Source organism: Ruminococcus sp. MCC718 (assembly GCF_018783905.1).
GTDB lineage: Bacteria > Bacillota > Clostridia > Lachnospirales > Lachnospiraceae > Hominisplanchenecus > Hominisplanchenecus faecis.
Window position 1 is genome coordinate 1 of the sequence record NZ_WQNP01000077.1, and the last position, 15,284, is coordinate 15,284.

Below are 15,284 nucleotides of genomic sequence, written 5' to 3' on the forward strand. Positions count from 1 at the left end.
TGCCTTCGGCTATATCCTTCCCACTACCGGGCGGATTCGGGACTTTAACCCGTTAGAAACGTGCGCCGCTAGGCGCACCTTACAAAAGCCCAGGCACACGGTATCATGCGCAGCCTGAGCTTTTTGATTTTTATACATTCAAGTCTTGTTCTTATGGTTTCAGTAACAAATGCGTTGACCTGTACGAAACCATCATCTCATTATCTGTCCCACTTATCGCAGAGGGAATTGATCTGACTTGTAAATCTCGCCAGATCCTTATTTGCTCCGCCTTCGTTATGGCGGATAACCGTAAGCAGTCTCTGACCTGCTGCCAGAAGTCTTGCAAACGGAGTATTTGCCTTCATTGCCTTATTCAGACTCTTCTCGGTCTTAACCACATGAACCGGTTCACATTCTTTCTCATACGCACCCGTCGCAAGATTAAAGACCGTACCGCTGTAAGGTGCTCCTGCATCCAGATGCATTTCGTTTCTCAGACGATCTGTGAAAACCTGGCACACGCTGTCCTCTCCATGAATCACAAAAACCTTCTCCGGCTTCTTTTCAAAGCTTCCGATCCATTTAAGCAGACCGTTATTGTCAGCGTGTCCGCTGATACCGGCAAGCCTTCGGATCTCCGCCTGTATCTCTATTTCCTCTCCAAACAGATTTACGGATTTTGCCCCTTCTAATATAATACGCCCCAGTGTTCCCTTTGCCTGATAACCGACAAAAAGAATCGTGCTTTCTTTTCTCCAGAGATTATGTTTCAGATGATGTCGGATTCTGCCTGCCTCACACATACCGCTCGCAGAAATAATAACTTTTGGTCTCTCATCGAAATTGATCATCCTGGAATCGTCACTTGTGATCGCTGTTTTCAGTCCTTCAAAACCGATCGGATTGATCCCCGCCTGAACAAGCTTCGTTGCCTCTTCATCGAAATCCTCATACATGTGCTTCATAAAAATGCGGGTCGCTTCAATCGCCAGCGGACTGTCCACGTAAACATCAAAATGATCATGGCCGTGGATCATCTTATCTTCTTTTATTTTGCGGATGAAATACAGCAGTTCCTGCGTACGTCCGACTGCAAAAGATGGTATGACTACATTTCCTCCCCGATCAAACGTCTTCTGGATGATCCTTGCCAGCTCCGTCACATAATCTGGAAATTCACCATGGCTGCGGTCACCGTAAGTAGACTCCATCACAACATAATCCGCATCTTTGACATACTGCGGATCACGGATCAATGGCTGATTCAGATTGCCGATATCCCCGGAAAATACAATCTTTTTCTCCACATCGTTCTCTTTGATCCAGATCTCGATGGAAGAAGAGCCAAGCAGATGCCCTGCATCCACAAACCGAATGCAGATTCCATCTGCAAGGTTGATTTTTTTGTCATAATCGCATCCAACAAGACAGTTGATCGCTCCCTGTGCATCGTTGATATCATACAGCGGCACAACTTCTGCCCTGCCGGCACGCTGTCCTTTTCGGTTCTTCCATTCCGCCTCAAACATCTGTATGTGTGCACTGTCTCGCAGCATAATATCACACAGATCCGCAGTTGCTCTCGTCGCAAAAATCTGTCCCCGAAATCCCCTCTGGTACAAAAGCGGAAGTTTACCGGAATGGTCGATATGAGCATGCGTCAAAAGTACCATGTCAATGTCACTTGCCGCAACCGGTATCTCCTGATTTTCAAATTCATCCGGTCCCTGCTCCATTCCACAGTCAATCAAAATATGTTTTCCGCAGGCTTCCAGATAAGTACAGCTTCCAGTCACCTCATGCGTGGCTCCCAAAAATGTAATCCTCATAAAAACACCTTCTCTCTGTTTTAATGATAATCTGTTCCGTTCTGTTTTCCTGCTTTTATTTTATCACATATTCTGATTTTTTAGTACTGTAATTTTTAATCCAGCTTTCGGGAAATAAAAAATCCCGATCCACAAACACCACATTTCTCTCCTGTCAGGTATACGCGATTGCGTCCCGACTCGGAAAGGATTTTTGTTATAAAATCTCCTGTGTCTGCACATCCGGATGGTAAAATATAATAGTGATTTAATTCCGTACGTGATTCCCCAATCCACGTACTCAGTTCCCCATCTGCCTGTTTCATATTTCCTGTTATGGAAATGTAACGAATCTGATCTCTCACCTCTGAGAAATCCCTTTTTATTGCTTCTGAATACTTTTTAAGTGATATATTACCAAGAAGCATCGCACCTGCTGTATATCCTTTTCCTGTGTTCTGGTTATGGCCTTTGCACACATCAAAATCATTATACAGCCCACATCTGGCACAACACACAAGATTTTCCATATCAATTTGAGGACTGCCGCATTTGGCTTTATCAAAAATTCTGACACTCATCAGACAGTCCATTATTTTCCAGTCTATTCCTTTATCTCCGGCAAACATTACAAGGAAACAACCCTCATCTGTTCCATAACAATGTATCTTAAACTGCCAGAAGTCTTTTTCATCATATAAAGAGCTGCCCGGCTTCATCTCCACCACACGTTTTACACCGGCACTTTGCAGTTCTTTTGCCACCTTTTCATGGTTTCCAGGAAGAATCACCTGCTCCACACGATTCTTTTTCACAAATTCCATAAGCTGATGGATGGTTGCCTCGCTTCCATCTCCCACAGCCACAAGCCTTACCTCATCCTTACATCCGGCAAAAGCTTTCTCTGCCTTAAATTCCAGAGACTCCTCATTTTCTCCTGCACAGATATAACAGGCTACCCAGCTGTTCTTTGTCTCTGAATCTGCAACTCCTGTGGAATACATAACTCCCTGTGAAATATTCTGGAACATATTTTTAAAATATTTCGTTTGCATACGCTCTCTCCCCTTGCCTTGCAATCAAAAGCATGATGCAACCATACTTCCTTTGCAGAACAAGCCCGGCACAACTGCAAAGGAGGGAAGCCCCACGCATGGTATGCACAGTTTTTGTTTTTGCATATTTGTAATTCTTTCGTTTTTGTTTTTTGTAGTTTCTATTTTAAATCACTCGCCATATCTTTGGCGAAAACCGTTCTGCCATGAAAGGTAATGTAATGGACATTCACGCATCCCGGGGCGGCTTGTTTTTTCAGAGTTTTGTTCATACCTGAACAATTTTTCACGCTCTAATATATTTTTGCTTAAACTCACACATAACCATTCCGTGCTTTTCACAGTTTCAGCAGTAGGATGATGCTTCGACCTGCACCAAATCGTTACACTCACACATCATAAATACATTTATTCTCTTCGCAATGAAAAATAAAATTCACGTAACTGTTCACGCCATTCACACGTCAGCCTGTACGTTGATTCACTGTAGATGGAGACATTCACAATCGCGATAGGAATATTAAGATTTATGTCATTGTCATTTACATACGATGTGAATTTATACGTTTTACAATGAATCTCAGTACAGCTCATGCTTCAAAGCAGGCTAGCCTTTCACGGACAATTAACCAATATAAATGCTTTCGCTAACAGCCGAACCTGTCTCAGTCTTACCATTTTTTGTTGCACTATGGAAAGATATAACTCGATAATAGTAACCTGATTTTACGCTAACAGTATCACTTACTTTAACGCTCCCTACGTTATTTTTTACCTTATCTCTAGATGTAACATAATACCAAGTATTATTTTCCAGACGCTGTAAATTTACTTCTGCTTCCACAGTGTTACATTTTTCATAGCAATCTGTTGTTGCTGTTATGTAGACTGATTTTGAACTTACTTTTGAAATTCCTGCATGTCCTTTTGCATAATATGTTCCAAGTGGTGCTACTTCTGATTCTGAATTTTCAAATCTCCATTCAAACAGTTCTGTCGTCTCTGCACTGTCCTCATGGGTAAGCAAAGAACCATCAACCACCAGACCATCCGTCGGTTCTGCCGCATGAATACTAAGCGGCACAGTCAGCATACAAGCACAGGCAGTCGCTGCTACCATAGCTTTGAGAACTTTCTTCATCTTCATGTTTTTCTCCTCCTTCATCTCTGTTTTTTACATTACACTATAATAAACGTTTCAGAAGGAAAAAAGTGACGCGTTAAAACATAATTTTTTCAATTATTTCATCAAACTCTTCTTTTTCCAGTTCTCCTATAAATAAATAATAAACATTATTATAATAGAAATCGGCCTTGTATAAGCTTTTAGCATTTTCTTCCTCAATTTGTTCTACCTTTACACCTTTACTTAGGTATTTTACACTCAATAAATGCTGATCTACAATTTTTCCATCAATTTCTATTACTTCTTGTGAATCATTTGCCTTTTTACTGATATATACATAATAATATTTTTCATCTGCAGTAATATAGTTCATATTTACTGTTTGAAGTTTATCATCGAAATCATAACTATCATAAGTCATTCCTTCCGGTTTATACATAAGCCTAGGTATATCTATGCCTAATTCTTCCTTTATCTTTTTTCTATCCTCATCTTCTCTTCCTTTTAAAGCTGTATCATCTGTTTTATCTATAACCAACTTTTGTCCTGTATTGGTAACTCTTTCCCACACATTCATAATCTGCTCTCTGCTCGCATCCGCTCCTAATCCAGCCGCAAAAACTCCTCCGACCAGCACAATGATTGCTGCCCGCTGCATAATTTTTTTTCTGTTCTTCTTCCATTTTTCTTCGATCTTTGCCAGTTTCCGTCCTCTTCTCAGTGCAATCTGATCTTCCTGCGGCAACAGATCGTAAAGCTCTTTTTTACATTCCTGTCTATAGGCGTTATCATCCCATTTGCCTTCTTCTCTAAGCTGTCCGACAATTTTATTTAACAGATCCGGAGCATCACCTACATAATCCAGTTTTTCATCATTTTCAAGCTCGCCTGCAATTTTCTTTCCCTCTTTTGCAAAATTGCTTCGCATCGTTGAATAAAGTTTTGAATCAAATTCAGCTTCCTTCAGGTTCTCCCGGTTCTGACGTGAATGAATATTCCTGATTTTCCCCTCATTCTTTTTCATAAATCCTCTAGTCCCTTCTTGACTTTTTTTAATAACAGTATAAGATGATACCAGAGTCAAAATCCTGAAACCACAAAGTGCCTGCACAAGTGTGGTTTTACAGTATTTTTTGACAATCACATCATAATATTTAAACTTAGTATATTCCCTTTAAAACAGCCCCTTCTGTCTGCTTTAAAGGCAAAATACCAAAACAGGGAGGATAAACATGAAACGTATCGTCTTAACTGGCGGTGGTACCGCCGGTCATGTAACACCTAACATTGCTCTGCTCCCAAAACTGCGGGAACTTGGTTATGATATTCACTATATCGGCTCCTATGAAGGAATCGAAAAAAAGCTGATTGAAGATGTAAACGTACCTTACTATGGAATTGCTTCCGGAAAGCTGAGACGCTATTTTGATCCAAAAAACTTCTCTGATCCGTTCCGTGTATTAAAAGGCTATGGTGAGGCACGTAAAATCCTGAAAAAGCTGAAACCGGATGTTGTTTTTTCCAAGGGCGGTTTTGTAGCTGTTCCTGTTGTTCTTGCAGCCAAACATCTCCATATCCCGGTTATTATCCATGAATCCGATATGACACCGGGACTTGCAAACAAGATTTCTCTTTCTGCTGCAACAAAAGTATGCTGCAACTTCCCTGAAACCATGGGTTACATTCCGGAAGGAAAAGCAGTCCTGACCGGCTCACCGATTCGTGAAGAGCTTCTGCATGGCAATAAACTTGCCGCACTGAATCTCTGCGGATTTGCCGCAAACAAACCGGTTATCCTCGTTATCGGCGGAAGCCAGGGATCTGTTGCCGTCAATGATGCCGTCCGCGGTATTCTGCCTGAACTTTTGAAAAAATATCAGGTCATCCATCTTTGCGGTAAAGGAAAATTAGATTCGACAAAAACAGATATGGAAGGTTATATTCAGTTCGAATACGTCAAAAAAGAACTTGCTGATCTGTTTGCCCTTGCCGATGTCTGCATCTCCAGAGCAGGTGCAAACGCTATTTGTGAGTTGCTGGCACTCAGAAAACCAAATCTGCTGATTCCGCTTTCCGCAAATGCCAGCCGCGGCGACCAGATCCTCAACGCAGAATCCTTTGAAAATCAGGGATTCAGTGAAGTTCTTACCGAAGAAAATCTGGCACCAACTATTATACTGCCAATCATAGATAAACTATACGAAAAACGTGCTGACTATGTAGCTGCTATGGAAAAAAGCGGTCAGAGCGATGCTATTTCAAAAATCACCTCTCTGATTGAAGAAGTTACTTCCGGAAAAAATTAAAGTTCCTGATATTCTTCTCCATATTTCTTTCGAATATATCTTCTGGCTCTGTAGAGTCTTGCACGAAGCACCTGTACTTCAATGTTTAGGTGCTTCGCTGCTTCTTCATAACTCATCTGCAAAATACAGATGTCCATGATCACATAATACCATTCTTTTTTCTTGTCATATAACTCTTCAAGAATACGTTCCGTCAGCATATTGTGAGATAATCTGGTTATGACACGCTCTGTATTATCATCATGGATCACCATGAAATCTTCGATTCCATTGATGCTGTGTGTATCTTTGCGGACTTGCATCTTTCTCAGATAATCATAGACCATATTTCTTGTTGTCAGCAAAAGCCATGGCTGAATCAACTCTTCTGAGATGTTGTTCATCTGCTCAAAATATTGTAAGAATACCTGTTGACAAATCTCCTCTGCCAGCATATCGTTACCAGATCTGCTGATCACCATTTTTCGCACAAGCCTGTTATATTTATTAAAGACTTCTGTGAATTTCTTTTCCTTCATCCTACTCTTCTCCCTGCCGATATTTTGACATCCCCTGTTACTTCCATTTCTGCAGAATCTCTTCTCTTTCCTCATCTGTGAGAGTTCCTGGTTTCCAAGTTACGCCTGCATGATCTCCTTCATATCTCGGGATCAGATGAATATGAAAATGGAATACCGTCTGACCTGCCGCAACACCGTTATTCTGCACAATGTTTACGCCGTCACATCCAAAAACATCTTTCATTTTTTTTGCAATCTTTTTGGCAAGAATAAATGCCTTGGCATCCATATCTTCCGGTATTTCAAAAAGATTGGCGAAATGATTCTTCGGCAGAATCAAAGCGTGTCCTTTCGTCGCCGGTCCCAAATCCAAAATCACACGAAAATCTTCATCTTCATACAACGTAGCTGATGGAATTTCACCATTTGCAATTTTACAAAAAATACAGTTATCATCTCTCATAAGTCATTTCCCCTTCCTTTTTGTTGTTCCAATAAAGTGCTACCCAAATTTATCCACTTTATCTGTTATACTATATATTAATGCTTTTCGTTTTTAATTTCAATATGTTTTCCTAATTTTTTGCACTTTTTTGTTTATTCCTGCCAAAAACTTTACTTTTATTCGTTTTTATGCAATTATTGTCGAATTATGTCGTTTATTTCTGTTTGCTTTTTTGTTGCCCAAATGATACACTTTTTAATATACCAGGGTCAAAATCCTGAAATCAATAAAAAATCAGAAATCGGAGGAATACACTATGGCTGCTGATAAACCTTCTCTCGAAAAACAACTTGAAGACTACCGCTTTGCTCTTTCAAAAGTATCACATGAAGTACGCAATCCGGTCACTCTGATCAACAGCTATCTCCAGTTACTTGAAAAAGATCATCCGGAATTAAAGCAGAACGAACTCTGGAGTGATATCACCGAAGAAATGCTTTTTCTTCGCAGACTTCTCGATGATCTTTCCTGCTACAACAACACCTTTCGCTGTCAGTTCAGTGCTACGGAAATGTCTCCGTTCCTCTTAAAATTATCTGAGTCTGTATATCTGCTTTTTCCGGATTCCCCGATTTCCTATCAGATTTCTGTTCCGGAAAATTTGCCGACACTTTCGGTTGATCCCCTGAAATTAAATCAGGCTCTTACCAATCTTCTCCGCAACTCCTTTGAATCTGCCGCACAGTCTGTATCTTTTTCTGTTGTTGAAAAACAGGACTGCCTTCAGATCGATATCATAAATGACGGAGCTTCCATCTCCAAAGAACAGCAGACTGAATTTTTTAAACCGTTTGTCACTACAAAACCAAACGGTACCGGTCTTGGACTTCCGATCGCCAGAGGTATTATCGAGGCACACCACGGCAGTATTGCTTTTCTTTTTCCGGAAGAGACTTCCGACAGTAAAAACACTCCTGATAATCCGGATAAATCAGGCACACTGCTTAATCATATGTCAGGTAGTCATCTTCGGATTGTTTTACCCCTATGCTGAGAATCATACATAACAGAAAGCCCATGATCAGACCACCGATATGTGCACTGTTGTCAACTCCCATGCTTGTATAGCCCTGGAAAACAGAAAGCACGATCATAAGCACAAATTTTCGGCCGGAAATATCATCCAGCTTTCCTTTGTTTTTTATTACCAGCCACAGGATTGCACCCATCACAGCAAAAATTGCACCGGATGCACCCGCTGAAACCGGAAATTCCGCTCTTTTTATGTCCATATAAACGGACAGGCAGTTTCCTGCAATACCTCCTCCAAAATAAATCAGAAGATATCTTATTTTTCCAAGTTTCTTTTCCAGTATATCTCCCATGAAGATCAGCACTACCATATTGTTAAACAGATGGCTCAATCCAAAATGTAAAAACATGCTGGTGATCAGAAGATAATATTTTCCATCCTGCACGATATAAGGAGTGTAACTTGCTCCATGTGCCGCCATAAAATCTGCATTTTCTGTATCACCAAAACAGGACAGGATCAGAAATACTGCAACATTAATGATGACAACCGTAAGATTTGCAACCGAACGAGATCTCAAAAAATCCCTGATTTCATCCATTCGCTACTTTTTCACCTCCTTCTGTATAATATGATGCCAGGTTTAACGCCTGAAACCACCCTTAAGAATGACTGCGACATTTTTGCACAAGCGTGATTTTATGCCTTAAGTTTTCCCCAACATTCTAAGATTTCAGTATACTACAGGAAGTCTTTCTGTAACAGACAAAGGTGTATTTTTTATGTTTTTTTTAGTTTTACAATTCTCATCCGTCATTTCTGACATATCATGTGCTATCTTTATTGTAATTGAAAAATGTATTCCAGATCCGCAAAAGAAATGCGGTCACCCTGCTGTAGTTTTTCCATGCCATCCCCGCCAAGTCTTTTTCCGTTTATGTACGTTCCATTTGTCGAATCCAGATCCATCAGAAAATATTCTTCCTCTCTTCTCAGAATTTTTGCATGAACACGGCTGATCACATCCCTATCGATACAGACATCCGCCTGCCGTCCTTCTTTTCCTATCCGGGTTTCTTCACGATACAGCAGAATATTAACATACTCCTCCGGATTCAGACTAACCAGAACTGCTATCTTAATATTTTTTCCCTGCTGCAAAATACAGGTTCCCATCTCCTCATCAAAATCATCCGATACCTGTGATTTCTTCCGTTCACCTTTTTGGAAATTTTCCTTTTGAATCCCTGCCACATAAATAAAAATGCCAGCCGCCAGAAACAGCATCCCTCCGGCCTGAACGGTACTTAATACCTCAAATTCCACCAGTACGGCTACCACTGCTGCCAATAGAATAAAAATTACTACATAGCCTGCATATTTTTTATATTTGGCTGCTTTTTTACGCCCGGCTGTTTTTTTCTGTTTCATTGATTTTTTTAAGCCGGTTGTTTTTTTATTCTGAATTTGTTTTTTTTGTTCCGCCTGACCTCTATATTTATCCGTCCTTCTCTGCATATCATTCTCATTTTTAGAAATGCCTTTTTCTCTCTGCTTCGCAGTCTTGATGTTCTCAATATTTTCCGGAATCGTGTATTCTGATTCTTCCTGCTCGAAAAACGAATCCTCGGAACAAAAATCTTCAAAGTTTTCCTGTTCAGAAACTTCCAACTCTTTTGAAATTTTCACTTTCTCTGACTGTTCCGGGTCTTCCGGCAATCCTTCCTCCTGAGCACAATTTTTCCGTCCAACCTGATAAATCATCTGCAGCACTTCCGATATCCGATAATTTTCTTCGGATGCTTTGCTGTATACTTCGTATCCAAGCATCACTGCCTGTTCGTCACTGTGATCCAGTCTTTTTAACAGGTATTCTGAGAGCTTTCGAAAACTCTCTGTCATATTTCCATCATACGTCGGAAGATAGCACAGATTCCATTCCCGTGTCTGCGTATGAAAAAAGAGAAATTCCGGTTCAAAGAGCAGTTGATTTCCATCTAAAAGATATCTCTGGGTGTTTTCCAGTGCCTCTTTGATATCCTGCAAAAGTTCAACCATTTCTTCCTGATTGATCTGCCTTTTTTCAAACACACGGAACATCGGCTGCATTCCGGTAACCTCATAAAAAAAGACCGCTTTTCCGTCCATCATCCGGCGATTGCATTTTAATAAATGAGGAATATGATTTCCAACCAGCATCCGTACCTGATATTCCTCGCCGGTCAGTTCCCCCGGAGCATCCAGTATCATATAATTATGATCTTTATCTCTGCGATAAGAAACATCCATAAAGTTATCCCTCCCCTGCCCGCTGCAAATTTCGATATTTTTGAATCTGTTTTTTTGCATTTTTAACGGATACTTCCGCTTTACTGTTTATTTCCATTTGCCCGCCCATAAAGAAGCGTGCCACAAATCCCGGAATTCTGAACGTTGCCTTTCCTGTCGCTGTCACTTTATTTTTTCCACGTTTTACACCACCGGAAACGTTGCCGCAGGCAAGTACTCCGCTCCAGTCCGTCTGGTTTTTTCTGTCTGGGTCCAGGGCTGCTTCCATCGCCTCTGTTCTCGTCTTATTTGCGATCCAGACCTTATCATGCTGATAAAATCCAAGATAAATAAGGGCGGTAAGCAACGGAATCAGCACTGTCATAAGCAGTGCAGCCTCCACCGTAAAACTTCCATTCAAATCTCTTTTGATTTTTTGCATAATTTTCATCTCCGTCCCAGTCATTACAAAAACGTGCATAAATATCCCGCTATCAGATACGGCACAAATGGCACGCCTGTCTTGTAAGTCCTCTTTTTACATACCAGCATAACAGCTGAAACCACGGAACAGAACAGCAATGCATAAAACAACATCGCAAAGGTCTGTCCCATTCCAAGATACAGACCGCACACACAAACTGCCAGTCCATCTCCATAGCCAATGGCCTGCCTTGTCGCATAAGCACTGGCAAGCAGAAACATTCCCGGAAGTATTCCACCAAATGCCTGCCAGATTTTCTCTTTATCCACAAACATCAGAAAAAGAATCCACAAAACTGTAAATATCCATATACTGTGCAATAATATTTTTCGTTTTCTTATATCATACCAGGCGTTTATCAGCAGAAATATTCCCGGCAGAATATAAACAATCTGATTCTTCATTTTTATGATCACCCTCCACATTTTGAACAGGCTTTACGTTTCCCTGCCTCTGACAGCGGTATCTCCCGGATCGTTCTCTTTAATCCGCTGCAGGACAGTCTGGCATGATAACGATTGCCGGTATCTGTAATATAAACTGCTGCACCAACTCCGGATTTACAGCATGAACAGGCATAATATTTCGCTCCATAGCGATTTCTTCTGGCTTCTGCCTGTGTAACCGTTGTCTGCTCCACAGACAGCCGCAGGTGAGTACACTTCAGACTTTTATGGTAAACGGTACCATGTGCGGTCACAAAAACCTTCTCTTTGCTTTCTTCATTTCCTTCTTTCTGCAGTTCTTTGCGAAAATCCCTTCCGCTCCATGCCCTTACAAATCCTCTCTGGATAATCTGTGGTTTTCCAAAAGAAAATACCGGCATCTGACTGCTGATTCGATACGCCGCCACCAGATCAATTTCATCTTCTTTTCCTGAAAAAGTAGAATATCCAAGATGAAAGTCCTGATCTGTTATCTTCCGTGAATCATAAGCATAGACTGCCATCTGTTTTGCCCGGTCATGGATTTTCTGTTCCGTAGCTCCGGCTGTTTCCATAAACTGAACAAAAAAGAGTACACCAAGCATCAGATACAGAAAAATCGGAAGCACAAGTGCAGTTTCCACTGTAAGACTGGCACTTAAGGATGTTCTCCCGGATTTTTTGATAACAGCCAGGGGAATGTCTGTTAAATGATTTAATATTTTTAATTTTGAACCAGACAGAGAGCACGCCTCCTTTCATTTTCAAATTTTTATGTTCTTTCTCTCTGCGTTTCATACGGGAAATTCTCCGAAAGAACATCCTTAAATACCTTCTTTTCTACGGCTGCCCATAGCCATATTGTCCTTTTATTGTATAAGCAGTCCCCTGATTTCTGACATGCATCCAGACTGCCGGAACCCTCAGAAAAACAGGAGCCAGTTCAAAGTCTGCACTTGCCTCTGCCTGTGCCACAAGTGCATCCACCCGAAAGGTTTCTCCGCCCTTTTCCATTCTCCGGTTACACTCGATCAGATCAAGCACTCTCAAATTACGCTGCTGCTTTTTTCCAAGTATCAATAAACCAGAAAGATAATCTTCATAAGACTGCCCGTTTCCGCCGCCGGCATCACATTCTTTCAAAACCTCCGCCAGCATCCCAAGCTTTTCTAAAGGAAGTTTCCACTCTGTTTCTGCTTTGAGCATCGGAACCTTTCCTTTTGCAAGCAACGTTCTCACATCAAGCAGACTTTCCCCATATGCCCAGGCAAGCATCAGCAGTTTCTGCAATGCTCCTGCAAATTCCGGCAGTGCTGCTGCCCCTGTGATCGCAGCTGCCAGTGCCATCGCTTCCCCTCGCATCTTGGCACTTTTTGCCAGCGTAGCATAGTTCATACCTTCACGAATCAGCAGAATGCGATTGACCGTTTTCTTTAAATTTTCTCTGTCACTTTTCTGTCCGCCGATGATATATTCCATTTCATAAGAAAGACTGTGTTCTTTGCTTCCCTTTTGATGCTTTCCTCCTTCATCAACTGCACACTGGAAATGTTTCTGAAGATAATTCAAAAAAATGGCTTCTGAAACTGGATCCGCAGAAATTTCATTGACAAGAAGTGAACCTTTTTGCAGGTTACGCTCAGACGGCAGATTTTTTCTTTCTATTGTCTTATCAGAAACCACTGTACCATCTTTCAGGACAAGACCTAAAATCCCCATACTTTTGATTTTCTTTATCTGATCAAGCGGATTCTCCACTTTTGCCTGAACAGCCTCTGTTTCCTTTATATCCGTATCCGACTCTTCCTGCTTTTCGGCATTTTCTTTTTCGGATTCCTGTCGTTTTTTTTCTTCCATCTGAGCAGCCTGTGCCCTTTGATACTCCTCATCTGCTTTCTGTTCTTCATTTTGATATTCTTCTCCTTTTTGATGCCCCTCTTCCATTTGTTTTATATTTTTCTTTAAAGCTGATGCTGCTTCCCCGACAAACAGTTCTTTCTGATTTTCCACAGCCTGACTGTAAAACACTTGTCCACCGTGATCCGTCGCAAGAGCATACTTATCCACCGTACATCTATCAAGCTCTGTGGGAAATACATCCCAGCTTCTCCCTGCTGCCAGATTATATCTGGGATTGATATTTGGCTGAATATATTTTTCCAGCTTTGTCTCCAGCACTTCTCTGATTTTTTGCTCTTCATTGCTCCCATCCAGGAACCACAGATCATACTCTTCCAGAAGTACTCTGTCATATTCTCCAAAAATGGAAAACAATCCCATATCAAAAGCTGCCGCTGCCTGAAATCTCGCTGCCTGCACCCTTACCGATTCTGCCATCGTACAGAAAAGGGACAAAAACAGCATACTGATCAAACTGAGGAACACCGTAATTGTCCCTTTATTTCTATACATTTACTCCCCTCCCGAGTTTATGCTGCACATGAGACCAGACACATGATTTTTATTTGTTTTGCTGATATTCATCTGGCGAAATTTCTGTGCATTCTTGCGTTTTTAAATGTTCTCTAAATGTTTTCATGTTGGATTTTTCAGATACTGAATGGATCAGATACTGTTGCTCTGACTTGTGATTTTGCTGAAGATTTTGTTTACCAGATTGGTAAGCTGTTTTTTGAAGATGATGACCAGACTGATCAGTACAACGAGAATCAGGATAATCTCTACCGTTGTAATTCCCTGCTCATCTTTCAGAAATGCCTGCACATGTGTCATATATTTTCACCTCCTTTCTCAGAAGATGCACAGTAATTCTAAAATGAAAATGACATCAGTGCCGGTGCCATCAGAATAATCAACACCACACCAAACATCAGCATCATTGGAACTAAGAGTTTCGTTCCCGCCTGTTCTCCAAGTTTTCGTGCAAGCTGATGCCGCTCTTCCATTCCCCGCAAAGCTTCTGCCTCCAGAAGATCCGCCAGTCCATCAGAACCTTTTCTCAGATTCTGTGCCAGTATCGTTCCCATTTTGATGTACTCCGGAAGCTGACATCTTCTGCCAAAATTTTCATATGCCTGTGCTTCCGGAACCCCACTTTTTATTTCGTTGCAGCAACGCCGTATTTCTTCGTCTATATAGTGCTCACGGACCTGTCTGCTCTGTGCCAGCCTTTCAAAAGCTCCCCGGATCGTAAGCCCTGCCCGCAGCAATGCCATTAATTTATAGAGAAAGGAAGCATATTCCATGGTAAGAGCCGTTTGCTTTTTCTTGACTGCTGCCTGTAATCTTTCTTCTTCCAGCATCCAGATACACAATGCTGTGATAACCACCAGAACCGCAATCATCTGCACGGGCGATTCTTTTTCTTTTTTCCATTCCAGCTTTTTGCCCTCTATTTTACCCGGAAGCCTCAGCTGTTCTTCCTGCACCCTTTTCTGTTCTTCACTCTGTAAAAGTTCCCGAATCTGTTTTTGCTGTTTCTCTTCCTCCGAACGCACCGGCGGAAAAACACATACAGAAAAACGGTAGTCCATCTCTCTGTCCTGACAGGAAAAATTTACTGTAATCTGTACCTGCGTACCACCCTCTGCCGGCTCCCCGACCAAGTTTCCTTTTTCATCAATAAAACCCAGATCATCTGTAAACCAGTCTGCTTTCACTTTGCCATCTAAAACAGAAGAAGGAAATTCCAGGGAACTTCTTACTTCCTGCATCGATATATTTTCCCCGAGAATCACGCTTTCCAGATCTTCGATCGCCTGCTGAAAAAACTCATCGATCTGCTGGTCACTGTACTGTCTTTCCTGCAGCAAAATCGTTAAGGAAAGAATCGAAGGTGGTGCAAACGAAAAAGCAGTATGGAGACTTTTCATTAACTGCCCTTTCGTTTGC

Annotated in this window: 16 protein-coding genes; 2 read left to right on the forward strand and 14 right to left on the reverse strand. The window is 41.4% G+C overall.

The window, feature by feature from the left end; genetic code table 11:
- Positions 1 to 200 precede the first annotated feature (200 nt).
- The 4 genes from GPK60_RS08005 to GPK60_RS08020 form a co-directional block, all read right to left on the reverse strand.
- A complete protein-coding gene (locus GPK60_RS08005) occupies positions 201 to 1,811 on the reverse strand; it encodes an MBL fold metallo-hydrolase (protein WP_022118520.1) in 1,611 nt (536 codons plus the stop codon).
- Positions 1,812 to 1,906: 95 nt separating this feature from the next.
- Entirely contained in the window at positions 1,907 to 2,845 is a 939-nt protein-coding gene (locus GPK60_RS08010; RefSeq protein ID WP_215659238.1) for a hypothetical protein, read from the reverse strand.
- Positions 2,846 to 3,470: 625 nt separating this feature from the next.
- Positions 3,471 to 3,992, reverse strand: coding sequence for a hypothetical protein (locus GPK60_RS08015; protein WP_173898588.1), 522 nt, complete (start codon positions 3,990 to 3,992; stop codon positions 3,471 to 3,473).
- A gap of 73 nt (positions 3,993 to 4,065) precedes the next feature.
- Positions 4,066 to 4,995: a DUF4367 domain-containing protein gene (locus tag GPK60_RS08020; protein WP_215659239.1), complete on the reverse strand. Its 930-nt coding sequence runs from the start codon at positions 4,993 to 4,995 to the stop codon at positions 4,066 to 4,068.
- A 208-nt stretch (positions 4,996 to 5,203) separates the two neighbouring features.
- On the opposite strand from GPK60_RS08020, the gene GPK60_RS08025 reads away from it, so the two are divergent.
- Positions 5,204 to 6,277, forward strand: a complete 1,074-nt coding sequence (locus tag GPK60_RS08025; RefSeq protein WP_022118578.1) for an undecaprenyldiphospho-muramoylpentapeptide beta-N-acetylglucosaminyltransferase — start codon at positions 5,204 to 5,206, stop codon at positions 6,275 to 6,277.
- Here the strand turns inward: GPK60_RS08025 and GPK60_RS08030 are convergent.
- Positions 6,274 to 6,795 carry a sigma-70 family RNA polymerase sigma factor gene (locus GPK60_RS08030; protein ID WP_215659240.1) on the reverse strand — a complete coding sequence of 174 codons (522 nt, stop codon included), beginning with the start codon at positions 6,793 to 6,795 and terminating at the stop codon, positions 6,274 to 6,276. The two genes, GPK60_RS08025 and GPK60_RS08030, sit on opposite strands and share 4 nt — an antisense overlap.
- Positions 6,796 to 6,832: 37 nt before the next feature.
- Positions 6,833 to 7,240: an HIT family protein gene (locus GPK60_RS08035; protein ID WP_022118580.1), complete on the reverse strand. Its 408-nt coding sequence runs from the start codon at positions 7,238 to 7,240 to the stop codon at positions 6,833 to 6,835.
- Positions 7,241 to 7,538: 298 nt separating this feature from the next.
- On the opposite strand from GPK60_RS08035, the gene GPK60_RS08040 reads away from it, so the two are divergent.
- Positions 7,539 to 8,276 carry a HAMP domain-containing sensor histidine kinase gene (locus tag GPK60_RS08040; protein WP_215659241.1) on the forward strand — a complete coding sequence of 246 codons (738 nt, stop codon included), beginning with the start codon at positions 7,539 to 7,541 and terminating at the stop codon, positions 8,274 to 8,276.
- On the opposite strand, the gene GPK60_RS08045 is transcribed toward GPK60_RS08040, so the two are convergent.
- The 8 genes from GPK60_RS08045 to GPK60_RS08080 form a co-directional block, all read right to left on the reverse strand.
- Complete coding sequence (locus GPK60_RS08045; protein WP_215659242.1) at positions 8,227 to 8,856, reverse strand: rhomboid family intramembrane serine protease; 630 nt, start codon at positions 8,854 to 8,856, stop codon at positions 8,227 to 8,229. The genes GPK60_RS08040 and GPK60_RS08045 overlap by 50 nt on opposite strands.
- A gap of 239 nt (positions 8,857 to 9,095) precedes the next feature.
- Entirely contained in the window at positions 9,096 to 10,544 is a 1,449-nt protein-coding gene (locus GPK60_RS08050) for a DUF6382 domain-containing protein (protein WP_215659243.1), read from the reverse strand.
- A gap of 4 nt (positions 10,545 to 10,548) precedes the next feature.
- Entirely contained in the window at positions 10,549 to 10,965 is a 417-nt protein-coding gene (locus tag GPK60_RS08055) for a TadE family protein (RefSeq protein ID WP_215659244.1), read from the reverse strand.
- Positions 10,966 to 10,988: 23 nt separating this feature from the next.
- Positions 10,989 to 11,411 carry a prepilin peptidase gene (locus tag GPK60_RS08060; protein WP_022118158.1) on the reverse strand — a complete coding sequence of 141 codons (423 nt, stop codon included), beginning with the start codon at positions 11,409 to 11,411 and terminating at the stop codon, positions 10,989 to 10,991.
- 8 nt (positions 11,412 to 11,419) lie between these two features.
- Complete coding sequence (locus tag GPK60_RS08065) at positions 11,420 to 12,061, reverse strand: hypothetical protein (RefSeq protein WP_173896778.1); 642 nt, start codon at positions 12,059 to 12,061, stop codon at positions 11,420 to 11,422.
- A gap of 211 nt (positions 12,062 to 12,272) precedes the next feature.
- On the reverse strand, positions 12,273 to 13,844 hold the full coding sequence (locus GPK60_RS08070) for a DUF5702 domain-containing protein (protein ID WP_215659245.1): 1,572 nt from the start codon (positions 13,842 to 13,844) through the stop codon (positions 12,273 to 12,275).
- Positions 13,845 to 13,997: 153 nt separating this feature from the next.
- On the reverse strand, positions 13,998 to 14,165 hold the full coding sequence (locus GPK60_RS08075; protein WP_022118577.1) for a Flp1 family type IVb pilin: 168 nt from the start codon (positions 14,163 to 14,165) through the stop codon (positions 13,998 to 14,000).
- Positions 14,166 to 14,203: 38 nt separating this feature from the next.
- The coding region (locus GPK60_RS08080) for a type II secretion system F family protein (protein WP_215659246.1) at positions 14,204 to 15,284 on the reverse strand (1,081 nt) is incomplete at its 5' end.